Here is a 21,382-nt window from a genome sequence, read left to right on the forward strand (position 1 = left end):
GTTTATGAGAGATTGGGGGATTTTTTTTTGTTCATCGTTAAGCAGCTTGTCTATATTCGTTTGGAGATAAGCCGTTTAACCGTTCCGTGTATCGGTAATTATTGTAATAACGGATATAATTGCTCACAACTTCAAAGAGTTCCTCATAAGTGTCGTGTTTTTTCAGATAATAACTTTCTGCCTTTAAAGTGCCCCAAAATCGTTCTATGGGTTGGTTATCTAAACAACGACTTACTCGAGACATACTTTTAGTAAATCCATACTTCACTTGAAGGCGATTATACTCTTGTGATGTGTATTGAAAGCCTCTGTCGCTGTGAAGAAGCGGATTCACTTTGGGGTTGCTTCTGTAAGCTTTCTTCACCGTATCCATGACGAGCATATTGTTGTTGGAATGGCTCATTACCCATGAAACAATGGAGTTGTCATACACATCAATAATAGCGCTCAGATAGGCTTTACGACCGTTTCCATACTTTAATTCTGTGACGTCTGTGCACCACTTCTTATTAGGAGCTTCTGCATTGAATTTACGATTCATTACATTTTCAGCGATATGAATTTCAGTGGCCTTTACGTAATTTGGTCGTTTTCTTCGGATTACAGCCTTTAATCCAAGAGCACGCATAATTCGATAATATTTTTTCTTGTTATAATTCCCCTTAAGTTTACGGTTTAGTTGAATGCGCATTTGACGATATCCAAGAATTCCACCGCGTTTTTCATAGCGAAGCTTCACTTCCTGAGCGAGCGAAAAAATCTCGAGTTCTTGGGTCGATGGCTTCCACTTTAACCATTTATAATAGGCAGATCGGGCGACTCTAGCTAGCTTACATAACGCCGTGATGGGGTAGCCTTTTTCTACGTGCAGTTCCTTGATGGCTGGATACAAATCTGCATGTCGAACTAAAGTTAGCGTGTATTTCTTCGCCGGATCTCTGCCAACTTTTTTGCGAAGGCATTCTCCATTTCTAGGAATTCATTTCGAGCTTCTAGCTCCTTAATTCGAAGTTTAAGGCGTTCATGATCGTCGAGTTCTTCTACTGACTTGATACGGCCACGGTTGTCTCTAAGGGCTTCCTCGCCGCCAGTATTATATTTACGTACCCATGCGTATACCTGTTGATATGAAACTTTATATTTCACGATAGATTTTTGATAGTCTAAGTGATTAGCGATTGTGTATTGTACGATTTCAATGCGTTCTTGAAAAGTTGTTTTCCGTCCGTTATTCATACGAGAGTGTCCATTTCCTTTACGAGTAGGTTTAGTTTCTTTCCTACAAGTATACTTGGAAATCCATCTTCTCAAAACACTACTACTCGAAATATTATACTTCTTGGTAGTTCCCCATAAAGATTCTCCAGATAGAACATCTCTGATAGCAGCAAACTTCAATTCATCAGCGTATTCTTTCCAACCCTTAGATTCTCTTAATCCCTCATAGCCTTCCGCCTTATATTTCCTTATCCAATCTGTAACTGTAGTTTTGGCAACCCCTAATTGCTTTGCTTCATGATTAGGATTTGATACATGCTGAATACATCGCTGTACTACGTGTAATTTTACGTCTAAAGAGATTGAACTCCTTTTGGACATCGCAAAAACTCCCATCATTGTTGAAGTAGAAGTTTTTGTTTTTTCTACTGTCTACTATGATGGGAGCATATCATAATTAACTTGGACTGCTTTTTTTATATATTCCATCACATCCGGATTTATGAATCTCACCGGGAACGAACTTGTCTAACTGTAGTTACAGATTTCGTTACTTCCTCTTTAGCTGGAAGATTAGTTTCTCTGGAAATACTCAGGATAATTCCCATGGACAGCATGCTCACGAGAAGTGAAGAGCCGCCATAGCTGATAAATGGTAAAGTTACTCCGGTAAGCGGAATCGTCTTCGTTACACCGCCAATATTGACAAAGGCCTGAATGGCTATGAGACCCATAATTCCAATGCCGACAAGTGTGCCAAAGGGGTCTTTGCACCTTAATGAGATTAAAATTCCTCGCCAGATAAAATACAGGTATAACATCAGAAATAATGCTGTGCCTACAAAGCCGAACTCTTCACCAATCACGGGGAAAATAAAGTCCGTATACGGGTATTTAAGATAATCCAGCTTTTGAATGCTTTTGCCAAACCCAGAGCCGCTGACTCCACCTTGTCCGAGAGCGGTCAAAGACTGAATAATATTATACCCTTCACCCTCAGCATCCTGATAGGGATCTATGAAAGCTTGAATACGACCTTTTCTGTAGTCCTGATTGGCGGCTACTTTGTCGGTTGCAGGGGAAAGGGAATCAATCGCTGCTTTAGCCCCCATAACAATTCCTACTCCGAGCACCAAGAGTGCAATAGAGCCTAGGATATGCTTCATGCTGGCACCGCCTGCATAAATGACAAGTCCACTGGTAGCTACTAGAATAAGGCATGAGCCCAAATCTGGCTGCATCATAATAAGTCCGGCAACAATACCCACAATGACCATTACAGGGATATATCCTGTACGGAAATCTCTAAACCGTTCACCTTTTTTGGTAATCAGCGCGGAGAGATACAGGATAATCGATATTTTGGCTAGTTCGGTAGGTTGGATCCCTAGCTTCCCGATACTTAACCAGCTCTTGGCGCCATTGATTCTTTCAGAGAAGGCTACAATTAGCAGGAGAATAACGGTGATGATGAAGATAGGGACATACCACTTCTTGAATTTACTGTAGGGAATATTCATGGCTGTAAACATAACAACAATTCCAAGTACGATCCAGATCATTTGGCGTTTCATGAAATATAGAGGGTCATTACCGAACTTCGAGCTCGCTAAAGTCAAACTGGAGCTAGCACTGAAGACCATGACTAGACCGAAACCCACAAGTAGTAGTGTTAAGATAAGTAGTTGGAAATCGGGTGTTCCTCTTTTGGGCAGGCTGACATTTTGTTTCGTCTTTCCCTTTCTGTTACTCAAGCCTCCAACAGCTGCTTTAATTCGAGAATCCGAGTAGCAGCAGTGTCCAATACTGGTTTAGGGACCGGAGAGTCATACTCCAGACCATGGGGGAATGTTGCTTTCCCTAAGTATACGGCTTCAATTGCAAGTACGGCATCAGCTTTCTCTAGCTTCCCCTCGACAGCGCGAGTGTTGATGCGTAGAAAGTATTCGCCACCATCCTGTGGGTCTTCAATTTTGCAGTCGTAAGTGGCACGATAGTATTCCCATTGCCAGCGGATAAAGCCAGCCTTTGTAGCACTCTCGTCCAGATAGAGAAGATCACTCTTCAATCCTACGAGGCCCGTGTTCTCAAAAATCATAGCACGCATATCCCCCTTATGAAGTATAATGATGAATTCATGATCCGTTTGCTGATGTTCTACCTCATGATAGTATGTTTCTAAACGTTGTGCAAGAGTAGGTACCTCCTAACGATACCCAGTTTTTTGCGTTTCTGCTACAATAAAAGAATTATAGCCGTGTGATGCTAGATTAAAGTGAACAGGACTGCTGTCGCATGCTATTGATGCGGGTTTATGAAGAAGGGGATGGAAAACGTATGAAGAGCTTAGCGGTTGATTCGCTCATGCCGGAGATCGTGGAATGGAGACGCCATTTACACCGTCATCCGGAGTTGTCTTTTCATGAAAAGGAAACATCGGCATTTATAGCAAACAAGTTAGCAGAATTCGGTATTGAGGTTAGAAGAAGCACATCAGGGTATGGTGTAACAGGTATATTGCGAGGACAACGGCCGGGGAAAACGGTAGTCCTTCGCGCGGATATGGATGCACTACCTATTAAAGAGGAAAACAAGAATGACTACGTTTCGCAAAATGAAGGGGTTATGCATGCCTGTGGGCATGATGGACATACTTCAATCCTGCTGGGTGTAGCCTCTTACTATAGCAGCCGCCTTGTTGAGATCGAAGGGGAGCTGCGTTTTCTTTTTCAACCTGCGGAGGAAGTCTGTCCTGGCGGTGCACAGGGGATGATTGCTGAAGGCGTTCTGGAAGGGGCGGATGCAATATATGGTCTACATTTGTGGACCCCGCTGCCAATGGGAACTGTCGGCAGTGCACCAGGACCGCTTATGGCATCTGCAGATGAATTTTTTATTGATATCATAGGTAAAGGTGGTCACGGCGGCATGCCTAACCGCACGATTGACAGCATTGTGGCAGGGGCGGCACTTGTGACTCAGCTCCAGAGCATCGTAAGCCGCTCTGTGAACCCGCTGGAGCCCGCTGTTCTCAGTGTAGGAACCATTCAAGGGGGATTCGCCCAGAATGTCATTGCTGAGCATTGCCGGATTACAGGAACCGTGCGGGCATTCGACGAGGAGACCCGTCATCTGATCCGCAGCAGGATCGAAGAAATGACAGTTTCAATTGCTGGTGCATACGGTGCAGAAGCTAAGATAGACTATGTCATGGGTTATCCACCACTCGTAAATCATGAAGGTGAATACCAGCGTTTTTCTGAGGTGGCACCAGGAGCTTTTGGGGAGCCCGTTCAGGTGATTGTGATGGAAAAGCTGATGCCAGCCGAGGATTTTGCCTATTATGTTAAAGAGATTCCTGGCTGCTTTATGTTCGTAGGTGCTGGGAATCCAGATAAAGATGCAGTCTACCCGCATCATCATAGTAAATTTGATTTTGACGAAGATGCTATGCTGCATGGGATGAAATTGTTGATCGCTATGGCTAATTCCTGTTTGGAAGAGAAGATAATCGTATAATTTCGTTTCATAGAGGAGAACCTATTCCATAACATGGAGATCATGATTAGGAGGGTTCGTTCTTGAAGACAGTGAAAGAAGTTATGACGATGGAGCCTGTAACAGTCACATTACAGGATAATGTGTATGAAGTCGCTGTTAAGATGAGAGACAATGACACCGGATTTATTCCTGTAATCAATAATGAAGTAGATAAGACTCTGCTCGGAGTAATTACAGATCGTGATCTTGTGATTAGAGGTTATGCGGCTAAGCACCCTGGATCAACTTCTGTAGAAAAGGTGATGAGTAGAGAAATTCAGACCGTCTCAGAAGATACTTCTGTAGATGAGGCTGCAGAACTGATGTCGAACTGGCAAATTCGCAGATTAGCCGTGACCAGTGGCCAGAAGCTGATTGGTGTTGTTTCCATCGGCGACTTGGCGGTGCGCAACATTTTTGCGGATGAGGCTGGAGAAGCTCTTCATGATATTTCGCAGCAGCATTTACATTGAATAGTTTGATAGGGAAGCTCATGACCGTTATACGGGGATGAGCTTTTTCCTGTTCAAATATAAGAGAATAATGAAATGAATGATTGCGGAGGTGACGTTATGAACGAAACAGGGGCTTGCATTGTGCGCAGGGATCGGACGATTCTACTGGAATGCGCACATCCTGGTTTTGAGAAGGCGAGGAAGGAGCTAGGAACCTTTGCAGAGCTTGTAAAGAGTCCTCCGGCTTACCACACCTATAGAATCACTCCATTATCACTATGGAATGCTGCAGCGCTTAATTATACAGCTGAGGCAATTATCTCAAGTCTGCATCATCTCGCACGCTGGGGTGTTCCTGCAGGGTTGGAGGAAGAGATCGGAACGCTTCTCTCAAGGTATGGGAAGCTCACCCTTCACGGTCAGGAGACTTCGAATGAGATCATTACGCTTAGGGCTGAGACAGCTGAGATTCTGAGTGGACTAGTTAATGAATCAGGTCTAAAGGAGTTAGGTTTGCAGAGAATAAATCCACTAGAAAGCTCATGCCGTGCAGAGAATAGAGGGCTTTTAAAGCAAGAGCTGATGAGACTAGGCTATCCTGTACTGGATTATGCGGGTTACCATGTCGGACAAGCGCTAAACTTGGCATGGAAGGAGAACGGAAATAACGTAAAGGATGGAGCGAAAGGTGAAGCTTTTGGACTGCGTGAATATCAGCAGGAGGCCGTTCAGATGTTTCAAGGCATAGAAGGGCAGGGAGGCAGCGGGGTAGTTGTATTGCCTTGCGGAGCGGGTAAGACGTTAGTCGGATTAGCCGTTCTTGAAAGTCTACAATGCGAAACACTGATCTTAACTTCAAATACGACTTCTGTAAGACAATGGGTAGATGAGCTGCTTGAGCGAACCGATTTGGATGATGAGTCTATTGGTGAATATTCCGGTGAAAAAAGAGAAGTGCGGCCTGTTACTATAGCTACCTATCAGATACTAACGCACCGTCAATCCAAAGGCGGTCCTTTTCTCCATATGAAGCTGTTCAACGAACGCAACTGGGGTTTGATTATTTATGATGAGGTCCATCTGCTTCCAGCCCCAGTCTTCCGGGCTACAGCAGATATTCAGGCTACTAGAAGACTAGGTCTCACTGCAACTCTGGTTAGAGAAGACGGGAAGGAAGGGGACGTATTCTCATTGATCGGGCCTAAGCGTTACGACATGCCTTGGAAGGAGCTGGAGCAGCAGGGCTGGATTGCAGAGGTTGAATGTGTCGAGATGATCGTACCGATGTGTTCTGAGTTAAGGCAGAAATACTTGTATGCGGAAGCGAAAGAGAAATTTCGTATGGCCTCATGCAATCCTGCCAAAGTTGAGGTTGTAATTGAGCTTTTAAAAGCCCATCAGGGATCATCAGTTCTGGTTATCGGACAGTATCTTGATCAATTAACGGAATTAGCGGATAAGTTAGATGCACCGTTGATTACTGGCAAAACGAAGCAGCGAGAAAGAGATGAGTTGTATGCAGCTTTTAACGAGGGAATAATACAGGTGCTTGTTGTCTCTAAAGTAGCGAATTTTGCGGTTAATTTGCCAGATGCGTCGATAGCTATTGAGGTTTCAGGAGCTTTTGGATCCAGACAGGAGGAGGCTCAGCGTTTAGGACGAATCTTGCGTCCGAAAGCTGGTGAGAATAAAGCGTACTTCTATTCGCTGGTATCTGAAGATAGTCGGGAGCAGGATTTCGCTATGCGCCGCCGGATGTTTTTGACAGAACAGGGCTATGAATATGTCGTTAAAATGGTGCCGAGCGGAAAGGAGCGAACGATCCATTGAACCAGCTATCAGCAGAAGCATTAGAGGTCTTAAAGCGATTATGTGCTGCTTATGCAGCCCAACCCTTTGACGAAGGGAAAGAAGAGCGTTTGCGCCCAACGAAGCTCTGCCGTGCCGAACAAAAGCTTGCAATGAATGAACTGCGACGTGCGGGGCTGTTAACTGCGAGGCATAAAATATTGGGTGAGAAGCTGTACCAGATACCGGTTGAACAACTATTAGCGCTAGAACAAGAATTCTTCCCACACCAACCAAAGTTTATAGAGGGGCATTCAGTGAATCTATCCATGGAGGCAGGCGCTGGACTGGCAGTAGATCTGTTTCGGGCATTGCAGTTCATTACACGTGAAGGCCTACCACTGACCGCTAAGGGAATCATTCATAAAAGAAATCTAAACCGTTTAGCGGCTCAGCTTTCTTTTCAGGAAAAACATTTACTGGGGCTCACTATGGGCACTCCTTCGGATGAATTGAATGTTCTGTCAGCCACTCTAGTAGTAGAAATCATGTTGTGTCTTGGGCTTATTACCAGACTGAAAACAGGTTATAGACTTAACCAGGATATGCTGGAACGTTGGTTGCAGCTTCCTGAGACAAGGATGACAGACATCCTGTATGGGATTGTTATTTATCGTTGTGGAAGCATTGGGCCTGCTGATCAGCATTTTCGTTATTTGATATCCGGCAAAGCTTTTGTACCAGAGAAATGGACAGCGCTGCCTGAGCTACTGGACTGGATGACTGATTTGAATCTAACCGGAACGGTCACCCGAGATGAGCTGGAACAATCAAGCTTGCGCTGGCTTCAATGTCTAACAGGCTTTGGGTGGTGTGAATTGGGGTGCACATCTGAGGGTATCCAGTGTTTTCGCTGGACTGCTGTAAAACCGATGCTGATGACGGGTAGCGAGTCCGTCCCTGATTCTGAGACAGAGAATTCGAATGAGATGTTTATTGTACAGCCCGATTTTGAAGTCCTGATTCCACCGGAGGTGTCCTATACCGTTCGCTGGATTTTAGCTGGATGCGCTGAACTGCTGCAAACGGATACGATGTGGAGCTTTCGGCTGACCCGAGAGATGCTTGTACATGCATCAGAGAGACGGATGCCTCCAGAAGAAGCAATTGCTTGGATAAGAAATCATGCACGGGGCGGTCTGCCATCTGTGGTGGAGCTGTCTTTAGAGCAATGGGGAAAAAGCATTGGCCGAACATCACTCTCGGAGGTCATCCTATTGACTTGCCAGACGGAAGAGGATGGAGCGGCAATCGCAGCCCATCCGCGACTACAAGATAGCCTTAAGCGTATCGGTCCGCTTCATTTCCTAGTATCTCCAGAGTCTGTAGAGCAGATGCGTAAGGAATTGTTTTTAGCAGGATTGGCTCCTTCCAGGATGATTGGAGGACGTGAGGAGGAGGACACGGACACTGTTTGGACTTCGTTTAATCAAGAAGCCGAAACCGAGCAAGTGTTGTATTCACTCCCAGTACTAAATTCTGAACTAAGGCTACTCCACCGCGGAAATCCCTTTTTAAACCTACCTGTTATTTCTCCTGAGCAGGAGGAGGATATCTTATTAGAGGGGGATAATGTACCCCAGATCTGGAGCAAGGAATGGCGACATTATCATAGCTCAACCGCTCAGAAAGTAATGGAGCAGGGGTTGAAATGGGGAATTAAGGTGCGTTTTTCCTTGAAGGATCAAATGTTAGATTTCATCCCCTCCAGAATAAAAGGAAATCCTTGGAAAGTGGAGGGACATCTCTTATATAACGATGGTGAAACGGTTGAAGAAATAGAGCTGAGCCCTGAGGACTGGAAGGAAATGAAGTTAGTTATTCCCAAAAGGCGAAGAAATTCCTCTTCTGCTGAAGCGAGTGATTATGTTATGATAGAAAAGTCTACTGAATTCGGTAGAACATTAACGTAGAAAAGAGCTGAGTTCATGAGCGTAGCGGAATTAAATACGGTCGATATGGCTGAAGTGCTGACATACGCCTATGAATTAGGCGATATGATTAATCAATCCGCCGAAGTGTCGGATTACTTATACTGGAAAGGACGGGTTGATACGAACCCGGAAATTCAGGCCATGGTCAAACGACTTCAAGCAAAGAAGGAGTTGTTTGAAGAAACACAACGATTCGGACATTTTCATCCGAACTATCATTCAGCGAAGGATGAGGTTTCAGCAGTAGAAGCGGAACTGGAGCAGTTCGAAGAGGTTGTTCGTTTCAAGCTGGCAGAGAAGACACTTGACGACATTCTTCACTCCATGTCGGAAGCGATTGCTTTTTCAGTATCGGATAGCATTAAAGTACCAAGTAATGATCCTTCCCCTAAAGGTGGATGCGGCAGCGGGGGAAAATGCTCCTGCGGATAAGCTTCCTTTAGGATTTAGAGAGAGAAAGGCGGTTAAGCTTATGTTTGCGGAACGGACAGGATACATCATTTGGGTAAGTGACGTTAAAGCGGCACGTAACCTTGAGAAATACGGAACATTACATTATGTTTCTCGGAAAATGCATTACGCAGTGATGTATGTAAATGCAGAACGTGCCGAGGAAGTTATGAAGAATGTCCGCAGACTCTCCTACGTTCGTAAGATCGAAAGATCCTATCGTAACGAAATTAAGACAGAGTATACCAGTAATGGGCCGGACAAGTCCCGTAATTACGGTATGTAATTTTTGGAGATGAACAGGCGCTTAAGCAACGCCTGTTTTTTTATGCGCAGATCTAGAGTGAACGCGGCTTCTCCTGTGGTCTGAACTTGTACAACTTTCAGCAATGAGGTAAGATGACAACATTAAGTACATACAAAGACCCTTATGGTGGAGTGTGATGATGATGCGCAACAAAGGGACGGATTGGCCCAGCACTTACGAGCCCTTCCACATCATGCTGAACGACTACAGGGTCGCTGACATCGTTATAACAAATCATGCGAAGAGTCGTTATTTGGACCGGATCAGTAAAGGTGTAAGCAATGACGAAGAGGTCGCCGCATGGATGTGGCAGTGCCTGATGCAGAATCGGCTCAAGCCTTTTTCAGACAGTGATTTTAACGCGTATTTAATTGACGATGACTCTGTAGTAATCGCTGAGTTCACGGAATTGACAGGAGAAAAAGATATTTCAGGTCAGCCATTATATTCTATGATCATCGTTTCGTTTCTTGGGAGAATCTCTTCAACACCACAATTGAGAGATTTAAAGACTTACTTTTCGCTGCTGCGCAATTCCCGCCGCACTAAGCTAACGAAGAAGAAGCGTAAACGCAAATAGTGTATAAAGATCGGACTGAAGGCATGCAGCGGTGGCTGCATGTCCTTTTTAAAAATATAAGAAAACATAAGTTTCATACCACCATACATAATCCTTAAGTTTCTTCTAAAGATAGCACAAGGAGTTGCAGCACATGAACTTTCATCAGTTACATATCTTTTATACGGTCTCAGAGCGAGGGAGCTTCTCAGCGGCGGCGCAGACACTACACATGACTCAACCAGCAGTGACCATGCAAGTACAGGCGCTAGAGGATTATTTTGGAACCAAGCTCTTTAATCGTTCTACCAAAAAAATCATGCTCTCCGAAGCAGGACATACCCTAATGCCATACGCGCTGCGCAGCATTCAATTGATGCGTGAGACAGATCAAGCGATGTCGGCGTTTACGCATATGCTGGAGGGACGTCTGCAGCTTGGGGCAAGCCTTACGATTGGGGAGTATGTGCTGCCGCGCCTGTTAGGTCCTTTTGGAAAGCAATATCCGAACATTTCAATTATGATGAAAGTCATGAATACCTCGCAAATTATGGAGGAAATCCTAAAGCATCAGTTGAATTTCGGTTTAATTGAAGCGCCGGTGACACATCCTGATATGGTGATTGAGCCGGTGATGGGGGATGAGCTGAAGTTGATTGTACCCCATGGTCATCCACTTGCGGAGCAGCAGGAGGTTACTCTGGAAGATGTGCTTCAGCACCCTTTCGTATTGCGTGAACAGGGCTCAGGAACGCGGCGTGTGATGGAAGAGCAGCTGTTCTCGAAGGGGCTTGATCCGGGAGCCATGAAAATAGTGATGGAGCTTGGTAGCACGGGTGCTGTGAAGTCGGCAGTGGAGGCTGGACTTGGAATTACAATTATCTCAACCTCTTCTGTTAAGCATGAGGTGGCGCTTGGACTTTTGAAAATCGTGAATATCTCGGATGCCTCCTTTAAAAGACAGTTCTACGCTATTCATTTAAAATCGACACTGCTGCCGATTTCTGCAGTGACATTCTTGACTTTTTTACGTGAGCATTCGAATGATAACTAAAGCTTGAATGGCTAAAAGACGGAAACTTAGAAACTAGCGTTAGAGGTGATAGAAATGGAGAATGAAACTAGACTGGATGAACTGAAGGGCGAAAGATCGGAGCGTGTTAACGTCGGTCGATGCGATCTCCACACGCATACTCAAGCCTCGGATGGCATGCAGCCACCGGATGAAAATGTACGTCTCGCTAAAGAGAAAGGCTTAACCGCTGTTGCCATTACGGATCATGACACGGTGGCCGGTGTGAAGGAAGCCTGCGAAGCTGGAGAGAAGTACGGAATTACTGTTGTACCGGGTGTAGAGATCAGCACTCGTGCTGGAGGTAAAGATATTCATGTTCTTGGTTACTACGTAGATCCAACAAATGAATTGTTTCTATCCCGCTTGGAAGGGCTAAGGGATACTCGGGCAGTAAGGAATGAAGCGATAATCTCTAAGCTACGTGGGCTAGGAATTAAGATAACACTAGAGGCAGTGGTCGCGGGGATTGGGCGGGAACTGAAGCCTGATGAGAGTATTGGCCGGCCACATATTGCTGATGAGCTGGTTCGTCTTGGAGTCGCTACAGATATGAGAGATGCCTTTAACAAATTTTTAGCCGAAGGTGCAGCAGCCTACGTGTCCCCTCCACGAATCACACCCGAGGAAGCCTGTGATTGGATTATCGAGGCCGGTGGGTCTCCAGTATTGGCGCATCCAGTACTATACGGTGACGACCAGTTGGTGCGTGAGATATTGAAGCAGGGTGCTTTTAAAGGGATTGAGGTCTATCATTCGGATCACAAGTCCGCTGATTCAGAGCGTTACCTAACCATGGCTGAAGAATATGGCTTGATTGTAACCGGTGGCTCGGATTTTCATGGTGCCCGTCAAGGTGTTATATTTCATGGAGATATCGGTAGTGTTACGGTTCCTGTAAGTGTGCTGGAACAGTTGAAGAACTTAATAAGTAATTAGAGATCATGCACTCTTGCAAAATAAAAAAATCGGCTGTCATCCATACAAGGACGACAACCGGTTTTTTTATGATTTAGCTTCTTAACGTATTAGGGAGACTCTTAATACGATCCTCATCCGGTGTGACAAACAACGTCTTCTGATGATCATAGATCACAAATCCGGGTTTGGAACCACTCGGTTTACGTACATGGCGGATCAGTGTGCAGTCGACAGGAACACTGCTTGATTGCTTCGCTTGACTGAAATAAGCGGCAAGCTGGGCGGCTTCTTCTAATGTGGCATCTCCAAACTCCTCACTTCGGATGACCACATGAGAACCAGGGATATCCTTGGTATGCAGCCAAGTGTCATTAGGCGAAGCTAGTCGATTGGTGACGTATTCGTTCTGTAAATTGTTTTTTCCGACATAAATGTCGATGCCTTCTGAAGAGGTGAAGACTTGCAATGTAGGTCTGGTTGCTTTTTTCTTCTTTTTACCCTTTTTGCTTCGGTCACGTAGGTATCCTTGGCTTACAAGTTCATCACGGATTTCCTCTATGTCATTCAATGAAGCATGGGCAAGCTGCTGGAGTAAACTTTCCATGTAGGAAATTTCCTCATGTGTCTTAATCAACTGCTCATTAATAACAAGAAGGCTGTTCTTATACTTGTTGTACTTTTTAAAATAACGTTGTGCGTTATCTGATGGGCTTAATAAAGGGTCAAGCGGGATGACCATTTCAGCCTGATTTTCGTCATAATAATTGACCAAAGAGGCTTCTTTATCTCCTTTGGACACGGCATGTAACGATGCGAATAACAATTCACCCCAAATGCGATAACGATCTGCGTCTTGGGCTTCGTCTAGATCCTTCTGAAGATTGGCGAGCTTCTTTACGTTTTTGCTTCGTTCGTTGCTTAGGAAGCGGATCAAATCACTTACCCGTTGCTTCACCGTATCACGTTCAGCTTTATCCCCGTAATAATCCTCCATACACTCGCTTATCGAGTTATATTGCTTCGCGTGTTCACCTAATAGGGTTAACGGAATCGCGGAAAAAATCATTTTCCCTTTTGCATTCGCACCTGAAACAGGTGAGAATTCGCAATTATGCACAGGTCCCATTACAGACTGGAAGGCGTCCCATAATTTTATTGGAAATTCTGCTGCAGACCCCTGTGTATCACCTATCGCAAGGTTATTTCTGAGACGAAGAGCGATCTCTCCTGCAACAAGTGGACTCATTCCACTGAAGGCATGCACCATCCAGCCAACGGGATCAGCAGATGGAGAGGGACCACCTGATCCGTCTGGTTTCTGCTCAACTTCTTCTTTTGTAATCAGATTAGCGAGCTCACCTTCTATGATTTCTTCTGGTTTGGTCTCCTTCTCATCTTCTTTCAGTAGAGCGGCTTCTTCAGCTGCTGGGATCAAATGTAGAAATTGCTCTTTGTCGATTTCCAGAGGGTTGAGCTTGTGTTGCTGAGGAGGCTCTGTGTAAGCGACTCCGGGCATTACGATCCGGTAGCTACTGATTGATGGAGTAACGTGATGAATGCCGTCTATGATCGTTCCAGTGCTGAGATCTGTAAGGATGATATTACTATGACGTCCCATGAGCTCTATGATGATCTTTTTGGCAGAGACGTCTCCAAGCTCATCTCTAGTCCTAACATTTATGTGAATAATTCGTTCCATGCCTACCTGAGCGATACTCTCGATCGTCCCACCTTCACAATGCTTACGCATGAGCATGCAGAACATAGGTGCTTCTGAAGGATTTATGCTGTTTCTTTCTGTAAGATGCAGACGGGGATATGTTGGATTAGCGGAGAGTAATAGCTTGCCACCGCCGCCGGCGCCCCGTAGGTTGAAGATAAGATCGTGGTTGTTCGGTTGATATATTTTGCCTATGCGTGCACCGATGAATGATTGCAGTTCGTGCACGATAGCTCGGGTAACAATGCCGTCTAATGCCATGATAAAGCTCTCCTGTCGACGTGAAATGAATTTCTGAAAATATAAGAAAGTATAAGTTGTACACCATACTTTAGGTCTTATATTCTTCGCTTAAACGCTTACCGCCCTTATTAGAACACCGAAGACGTTAAAGCTTACCTCTCTATGATGCCATACTTTGGGACATTCGCGCAAAAGGGGAATTAGATAGGCGGTGATATTATTGGACGACCTTGAATACACTTGGTCATGAACAGGTGGAAAAGCTGTGCGCCGCCGGAAGTCAAGAAACGACCGGGAGGGAAAGAAAAGTCATGGAACAAAACAGTTGGCACCGGCTTGGTGCAGAAGAGCTGCAGAAAATGTTCAATGTCCATCCGAGGACGGGCCTCAGTGGAGAGGATGCCGCGGAGCGACGGAAGCAAAATGGGTATAACGAGCTTTCCGAAGGAAAGACCGTATCCCCGTTTACCCTGCTGTTGAACCAGTTTAAGGATTTCATGGTGCTTGTGCTTATGGGTGCGACGCTCGTATCCGGTTTGCTTGGCGAATATTTGGATGCCATCACGATCATCGCGATTATCCTTTTAAACGGAGCCCTTGGGTTTGTTCAAGAGTTCCGCGCCGAACGTTCGCTAAGAGCTTTAAAGCAGCTCTCCGCACCTTCTGCCAAAGTTCTGCGTGGGGGGAACAGCGAGGTTATTCCAGCAAAGATGTTAGTACCAGGTGATATTGTCTTGCTGGAGAGTGGTGATCGAATACCCGCGGATATACGATGGCTGGATTGCAGTTCTCTATATGTGGAGGAATCCGCGCTAACTGGGGAATCGCTGCCTGTCTCGAAGCATTCGGATGTGATCCGCGCGGAGGAGATTCCGCTCGGTGATCAGAAGAATCTTGGATTCATGGGCACAATGGTAACCAGAGGTACTGGTAAAGCTATCGTAATTCGAACGGGTATGGACACAGAGATGGGTAAGATTGCAGACCTGATCCAGAATACAGAATCTCAGGAAACTCCGCTTCAGCATCGTCTCGAGCAGTTAGGGAAAATTTTAATCTATGTATCACTAGGTTTAACTATTGTAGTTGTAGCAGCCGGTATTTTACATGGACAGCCTGCCACAGCAATGTTCTTGGCCGGGGTAAGCTTGGCGGTCGCTGCGATTCCGGAAGGGCTTCCGGCCATTGTGACCATCGCACTTGCGCTGGGCGTGCAGAGGATGATCAAACGAAAGGCCATCGTTCGTAAATTACCTTCAGTGGAAACCTTGGGCTGCGCATCCGTCATCTGTTCGGACAAGACGGGTACATTGACTCAGAATAAAATGACGGTGACCAGATTATGGACGGGCGGACGTGGCCTTGAAGTAACAGGTGAAGGTTATGCTCCGAACGGACAGGTTCTGGAGAAAGGTAAACCGGTAGATCTCAAAAATGATCAAAGTTTAAGACGGATGCTACAGGTGGGTGCCTTGTGCAGTAATGCGGAGATCATCGAGACCTTTCCGACTGAAGTACGGGGTAAGCGTAAAGGGAAGGATAAGGACATCGTAGTTGATAAGTCATCTGACAGCTCATCCATCTGGGAGCTTAAAGGAGATCCGACCGAAGGAGCCCTCGTGGCACTTTCAGGGAAGATGGGTTTGACTGCCCAGACACTAGCAGTAACATATACCCGTGAGAAGGAATTTCCATTCGATTCTGAGCGGAAGTTAATGTCAGTTATCATTGGTCATCCCGGAGGACGGATGGTATGTACGAAAGGTGCGCCTGATATTCTGCTTAATCGCTGTTCATATATGCTCTGGGAGGGCGGTGTTGTGCCTTTAACGCCAACATTGCGGCAGAAAGTACTCGATGCTAATGAGCAAATGGCATCAGGTGCTCTTCGTGTCCTAGGTATGGCTTATCGTGATATTCGTCCAAGTGAAAATATGGACAGTGAAAAGGATGCGGAATCCCAGCTCGTCTTTATCGGATTGGCAGGGATGATTGATCCGCCAAGACGTGAAGTCCGCGATGCCATTAGCGTCACACGTAGAGCAGGAATTAAGACTGTAATGATTACTGGGGACCACGGAACGACTGCAGAGGCCATTGCGCATCAATTAGGAATTCTGCAACGTGGAGGCACGGTACTAACAGGGGCTCAACTAACTCGGATGGATGATGATGAGCTGGATAAAGTATCGGACAATGTGTATGTATTCGCCCGCGTATCTCCTGAGCATAAGCTTCGTATCGTGAAATCCTTGCAGCGCCGTGGTCATGTAGTGGCTATGACCGGGGACGGAGTCAATGACGCTCCAGCCATTAAAGCGGCAGATATAGGAATATCTATGGGGATCACTGGTACAGATGTGACCAAGGAAGCCTCTTCTCTAGTCCTAGGGGACGACAATTTCTCAACCATTGTTGCTGCCATTGAAGAAGGTAGAAACATTTATGAGAACATTCGTAAATTCATTCGTTATCTACTAGCATCAAATGTGGGAGAGATCTTGACCATGTTCTTCGCTATGATGCTTGGTCTGCCTCTGCCACTCGTGCCTATCCAGATCTTATGGGTGAATCTGGTGACAGACGGACTGCCAGCGATGGCGCTTGGTGTTGACCAACCCGAAAAGGATTTGATGGAGCATAAACCGCGTGGGGCGAAGGAAAATATTTTTGCCCGCCGTTTAGGGTGGAAGATCATAAGCCGTGGATTTTTAATCGGTTTATGTACGTTAGGTGCATTTTGGCTAACCTTACGTGTGGCACCAGAGAATCCAGCGCAGCTGATTCGAGCTCAGTCCGTAGCTTTTGCGACACTCGTTATGGCGCAGTTGATTCATGTCTTCGATTGCCGCAGTTCACGTTCGGTGTTCCATCGAAATCCGTTTCAGAATAAGTACCTAGTTCTTGCTGTATTGTCATCCGTGATTCTGATGCTGGCTGTAATGTATATTCCGTTTCTACAACCTGTCTTCAAAACAGTGCCGCTTAATTTCCGTGAGTGGTGCCTTGTATTTGTAACAGCGGGGATTCCGACCTTCCTGATGGGCGCTGGCAGTGTTTGGGGTGGAAAACGTAATCGTGGTCGTAGCGGAAGCAATTCGATGATAAAAAGTACAAAAATTTCGGCATAAAGTTAATAGTATTGCTCCATTCCTAAAGGTATACTTGTTGCAGTTAACAGCTCGTATACTTGTGAAGGGCTACATTACACAGAATATTAAGCTTAAGCGATTGCTAACATAACATAACCTTTAGGAGTGGACTTTCAATGGAATTCACAAAAATGCACGGGCTCGGCAATGACTTTATCGTAGTTTTTGGCGAGCAAGAACTACCAAGCAATGCAACAGAGCTTGCTGTAACCCTATGCAATCGGTTCTTCGGAATTGGCGCGGACGGACTTGTATACATCCTACCGTCTGAACGTGGTGATTACATGATGCGAATTATGAATTCTGATGGTTCGGAGGCGGAGCAGTGCGGAAATGCTATTCGCTGTGTATCTAAATATGTATATGATCATGGCCTGGTAAACTCCGAGCAGATTGTAATTGAAACGATTGGTGCCGGAGAGCAAAAGGTTACCTTGAATGTGAAAGACGGTGTGGTGGAAACTGTAACGGTTGATATGGGCGAACCTATATTGTCCGGTCTTCAAATTCCGGTAGCTATTGATGCAGAACCAGTACTCTCAGAATCGATAGAATCGGACGGAACCGAATTTAAGTTTACAGCAGTATCAATGGGTAATCCTCATTGCGTTATTTATGTAGACGATGCAGTATCCTTTGATCTTGCGACATGGGGACCTAAGTTAGAAGTACATCCGTTGTTCCCGAGAAAGGTAAACGTCGAGTTCGCAACGGTTCTAGATCGAGGTAGAGTAGATATGCGGGTATGGGAACGTGGGGCTGGACCCACACTTGCTTGTGGGACTGGAGCTTGCGCAACCTTAGTGTCTTCAGTGCTGAATGGCCTGACAGATCGAGCGGCTTGGATTAGTCTAAAGGGTGGCGATCTCTTCATTGAATGGAATGAAGATGATAACCACGTGTATATGACAGGTCCTGCTGAGGTTGCATTCACAGGTAGTGTAGTGCTATAAAAAATAATGATTCGAATCGTATTACTGAATAAAGGGCAATTCAAGAGCTCATTCTTGGATTGCTTTTTTTTGTTTCGATGTTGTGCTGCATTTCAATCCGAATAATGGAAGACCTAACCGAAAATAATAGTCTTAATTATGAGAAAGAGGTGAACTTGCTGAACATGAAAGGATGGAATAAAAGAAATAAGTCCGGCAATGGCCTGCAAGGGAATCCTTCACAGTCAGGCAGACTAACAATAAATCTTACGCAGTCGATAGAACATATAATTACTGAGCTAGGTGATAGTCCTGATCTCAAAATAAGACAGGTAAAGCTAGGTGAACACATTCCTGTCCATGCAGCGGCTCTTCATCTTAGTGGTTTGGTTCAACCGGAGGCCGTTGACGAATTTATTGTCGGTTCTTTGCTCGGTGTTACTAATGAGATGTTAAACGAGCAAATCCCTGCCACAGGAAATGTGATGGATTTTATACTGAATCGTACCCTAGAAATTGGTGATGCTAAGGTACAGGACGAATGGAAAGAAATTCTGCTGGCAATCCTTTCGGGAGATACGGTGATTTTAATTGAGGGATATGCCAGTGCGATTGTGTGTGATACCCAAGGCGGGGAGACACGTTCGGTCACTGAGCCTACTTCTCAGCTTGTTGTTCGGGGACCCAAGGACAGCTTTGTGGAATCGCTTGCCACGAATATTTCCTTAATCCGTCGAAGACTAAAAACTCCTAATTTAAGATTGGAGTATATGAGAATTGGTGAGGTATCTCAGACGATTGTGGCGTTGATGTTCATTAAAGGCATTGTTGACGAAAAGCTGGTCGATGAAGTGAGGAAACGGCTGGGAGAGATTAAGATCGATGCGATTCTGGAATCCGGTTATATCGAAGAGCTGATTCAGGATAAAACCTTCACTCCATTTCCAACAATCAATAACAGTGAGCGACCAGATGTCGCGGCGTCAAATCTTTTAGAGGGAAGAATAGTACTTGTTGTAGATGGAACTCCCTTTATTTTGATTTTGCCGGCCGTTTTCACACTTTTTTTTCAATCCTCATCGGATTATGCTGAAAGGTTCGATATCTCATTTTTTATGCTGCTTATCCGGTATATCAGCTTTATAGTTCTAATCTTGGGACCTTCTATCTATATAGCATTAACCACGTTTCACTATGAAATGATCCCAACAACCTTATTAATCAACCTGTTATCGCAACGAGAAAATGTTCCATTTCCGGCTTTTGTGGAGGCGATATTAATGGAGGGGGCGTTTGAAATTATCAGAGAAGCTGGAGTGCGAATGCCCCGTGCGGTGGGGCAAACCGTATCCGTTGTGGGTGCTTTGATTCTGGGGCAGGCTGTGGTAGAGGCTGGGATCATCACGCCGGTTATGGTTATTGTTGTGGCACTAACAGGTATTGCGAGTTTTGCAATTCCCTCCTATAACATGGCAATTTCAGGGCGGATTATTCGATTTGCTTTTTTGATACTTGCAGGTATGTTTGGATTTTACGGCATTACACTTGGCTTAATCGTACTGGTTGCACATATGAACAGTCTGCGTTCATTTGGTATCCCTTACTTGTCACCCGTAGTTCCTCTATCGGTCAAGAGGCAAAAAGATACCTTTTTAAGGTTACCTGTATGGATTCATAATAAGGGACGTTCTACTTCTCCCGGTGAACACGGGGATAGTCCGGCGGGTGAGAAAATTAACACTGGACATGAAGCTAACCTTTCACCTGTCATCAATGGGATAGACGATGGTGGGGGTTCTAATAAGAAAGGAGCTTCTGATGAAAGTTAAAGGGAATGTTCTAATTCGTTCTGCGTGGCCTCTTATACTGCTTCTCGTGCTCACTAGCTGCTGGGACAGCGTTGAATTAAACAGAAGAGCGATTGTTACAGGTGTGGCCGTTGATAGAGGCTCTACGGAGGAGGAAAAATATGTCCTTACCTTTCAAGTCATTATTGCAGACGAAATTTCAGGAGAAAATGCCAGAGGGACCTCACCTGTTGCAGTTTATACAGGAAAAGGTCGCAGCATGTTTGAAGCATTGGCTGACAGCTCCCGTCAGACCGCCCGCTTTTTGTCACTTGGTCATATTCGAGTAGTCGTAATTTCGGAAAAATTTGCCCGTGAAGGAATCAAGGACATTATGGATGTATTGGAAAGAGAAAGTGAAACGAGATTAACCAGTCTTCTCTTTATATCTAAGAGACAACCAGCAAGCGACAGTATGACTACGATGACTGTTTTCGGAAGAATTCCTGCGAATGATTTGGTGGAAAAGCTTGAGACGACCTCCAAACAGTTTGGCTACAATTACCGAATGGAGGTAGATGATGTCGTACGCGGGATTCAAATTCCTAGTGGGGGGCCGATGATTAATGGGGTCGAAGTTACTGGTGATGTGGAGCGAAGAGACTCGAATGAAAATATTAAAACGATCAAACCGAAGGCTGCGCTGCGGGTTACAGAGCTGGCTGTTTTTAAAAATGACAAGCTGATCGGGTGGCTACACGGAGATCAAGCCATTGGGTCCGCCCTGTTAAAAAATAAAATCACACAAATGCCTGCAGTGGTTGCTATCGGTAAGAACGAATATGTGTCTTTTAATGTGTATCTCTCGCAGGTTCAAGTCAAGGTGAACGCAAAAGATGCAGAGAACCCAATATTTACCATAAGTATTACTCAACAAGCGGGTTTAAAAGAGTCGCCCAATAATTTGAATCTGAGGGACCCCAATGTGTTAAATGATCTGTCCAGGCTTATGGAGAAGCATACACGAGATCAAGTATGGGAAGCGATAAATGAATCAAGAGCGCTAAAGAGTGACTATTTGGGTTTTGGAGAAGTGGTAGAACGTGAGAATCCTCGTGGATGGAAAAAAGTCAAAGATCATTGGGAGGATATATTTGCGACCTGTGAGATTAAGATTGATGAGGATGTCGTGATTAGGCATACCGATATGCGAAGCGATTCTTTTCAGGTCAATAAGAAATAAC

Annotated in this window: 18 protein-coding genes; 13 read left to right on the forward strand and 5 right to left on the reverse strand. The window is 45.2% G+C overall.

Annotated features, from left to right (window positions below; translation table 11 throughout):
- Positions 1–37 precede the first annotated feature (37 nt).
- The 4 genes from NSU15_RS12395 to NSU15_RS12410 form a co-directional block, all read right to left on the reverse strand.
- Positions 38–892: an IS3 family transposase gene (locus NSU15_RS12395; protein ID WP_081390105.1), complete on the reverse strand. Its 855-nt coding sequence runs from the start codon at positions 890–892 to the stop codon at positions 38–40.
- Between the two features lie 20 nt (positions 893–912).
- The gene (locus tag NSU15_RS12400; protein ID WP_076121956.1) at positions 913–1,599 is read right to left on the reverse strand and encodes a helix-turn-helix domain-containing protein; all 687 of its coding nucleotides are present in this window, start codon (positions 1,597–1,599) and stop codon (positions 913–915) included.
- Positions 1,600–1,727: 128 nt separating this feature from the next.
- Complete coding sequence (gene ftsW / locus NSU15_RS12405) at positions 1,728–2,972, reverse strand: putative lipid II flippase FtsW (protein ID WP_042126839.1); 1,245 nt, start codon at positions 2,970–2,972, stop codon at positions 1,728–1,730.
- Positions 2,969–3,316, reverse strand: coding sequence for a YugN family protein (locus NSU15_RS12410; protein ID WP_042187352.1), 348 nt, complete (start codon positions 3,314–3,316; stop codon positions 2,969–2,971). The genes ftsW and NSU15_RS12410 overlap by 4 nt, the downstream gene beginning before the upstream one ends.
- Before the next feature lie 239 nt (positions 3,317–3,555).
- Between NSU15_RS12410 and NSU15_RS12415 the strand changes: the two genes are divergently transcribed.
- From NSU15_RS12415 to NSU15_RS12455, 9 genes are all read left to right on the forward strand, one after another.
- Positions 3,556–4,737, forward strand: a complete 1,182-nt coding sequence (locus NSU15_RS12415; protein ID WP_339290636.1) for a M20 family metallopeptidase — start codon at positions 3,556–3,558, stop codon at positions 4,735–4,737.
- Between the two features lie 62 nt (positions 4,738–4,799).
- Positions 4,800–5,231, forward strand: a complete 432-nt coding sequence (locus tag NSU15_RS12420) for a CBS domain-containing protein (RefSeq protein WP_042126845.1) — start codon at positions 4,800–4,802, stop codon at positions 5,229–5,231.
- Between the two features lie 99 nt (positions 5,232–5,330).
- A complete protein-coding gene (locus NSU15_RS12425) occupies positions 5,331–7,043 on the forward strand; it encodes a DNA repair helicase XPB (RefSeq protein ID WP_339290638.1) in 1,713 nt (570 codons plus the stop codon).
- Positions 7,040–8,974, forward strand: coding sequence for a helicase-associated domain-containing protein (locus NSU15_RS12430; protein ID WP_339290640.1), 1,935 nt, complete (start codon positions 7,040–7,042; stop codon positions 8,972–8,974). The genes NSU15_RS12425 and NSU15_RS12430 overlap by 4 nt, the downstream gene beginning before the upstream one ends.
- Before the next feature lie 15 nt (positions 8,975–8,989).
- Positions 8,990–9,427, forward strand: a complete 438-nt coding sequence (locus tag NSU15_RS12435; RefSeq protein ID WP_042126851.1) for a YlbF family regulator — start codon at positions 8,990–8,992, stop codon at positions 9,425–9,427.
- A gap of 40 nt (positions 9,428–9,467) precedes the next feature.
- The gene (locus NSU15_RS12440; protein ID WP_042126853.1) at positions 9,468–9,731 is read left to right on the forward strand and encodes a YlbG family protein; all 264 of its coding nucleotides are present in this window, start codon (positions 9,468–9,470) and stop codon (positions 9,729–9,731) included.
- Between the two features lie 163 nt (positions 9,732–9,894).
- Positions 9,895–10,332, forward strand: coding sequence for a hypothetical protein (locus NSU15_RS12445; protein WP_042132104.1), 438 nt, complete (start codon positions 9,895–9,897; stop codon positions 10,330–10,332).
- Positions 10,333–10,465: 133 nt separating this feature from the next.
- Positions 10,466–11,365, forward strand: coding sequence for a selenium metabolism-associated LysR family transcriptional regulator (locus NSU15_RS12450; protein WP_076117628.1), 900 nt, complete (start codon positions 10,466–10,468; stop codon positions 11,363–11,365).
- A 54-nt stretch (positions 11,366–11,419) separates the two neighbouring features.
- Positions 11,420–12,322, forward strand: a complete 903-nt coding sequence (locus NSU15_RS12455) for a PHP domain-containing protein (protein ID WP_339290642.1) — start codon at positions 11,420–11,422, stop codon at positions 12,320–12,322.
- 73 nt (positions 12,323–12,395) lie between these two features.
- On the opposite strand, the gene NSU15_RS12460 is transcribed toward NSU15_RS12455, so the two are convergent.
- Entirely contained in the window at positions 12,396–14,285 is a 1,890-nt protein-coding gene (locus NSU15_RS12460) for an NFACT RNA binding domain-containing protein (protein ID WP_339290644.1), read from the reverse strand.
- Positions 14,286–14,578: 293 nt separating this feature from the next.
- On the opposite strand from NSU15_RS12460, the gene NSU15_RS12465 reads away from it, so the two are divergent.
- From NSU15_RS12465 to NSU15_RS12480, 4 genes are all read left to right on the forward strand, one after another.
- Positions 14,579–17,398 (forward strand): calcium-translocating P-type ATPase, SERCA-type, encoded by a 2,820-nt coding sequence (locus NSU15_RS12465; protein WP_339290646.1) that lies wholly within the window; start codon positions 14,579–14,581, stop codon positions 17,396–17,398.
- 137 nt (positions 17,399–17,535) lie between these two features.
- Positions 17,536–18,372, forward strand: a complete 837-nt coding sequence (dapF, locus tag NSU15_RS12470) for a diaminopimelate epimerase (RefSeq protein WP_339290648.1) — start codon at positions 17,536–17,538, stop codon at positions 18,370–18,372.
- A 164-nt stretch (positions 18,373–18,536) separates the two neighbouring features.
- The gene (locus NSU15_RS12475) at positions 18,537–20,180 is read left to right on the forward strand and encodes a spore germination protein (RefSeq protein WP_339290650.1); all 1,644 of its coding nucleotides are present in this window, start codon (positions 18,537–18,539) and stop codon (positions 20,178–20,180) included.
- A complete protein-coding gene (locus tag NSU15_RS12480) occupies positions 20,170–21,381 on the forward strand; it encodes a Ger(x)C family spore germination protein (protein ID WP_339290652.1) in 1,212 nt (403 codons plus the stop codon). The genes NSU15_RS12475 and NSU15_RS12480 overlap by 11 nt, the downstream gene beginning before the upstream one ends.
- The last annotated feature ends 1 nt before the right edge of the window (position 21,382 follow it).

Origin of the sequence: Paenibacillus sp. FSL E2-0201 (assembly GCF_037963325.1) — a bacterium.
In the GTDB taxonomy this organism is placed as follows: Bacteria; Bacillota; Bacilli; order Paenibacillales; family Paenibacillaceae; genus Paenibacillus_AQ.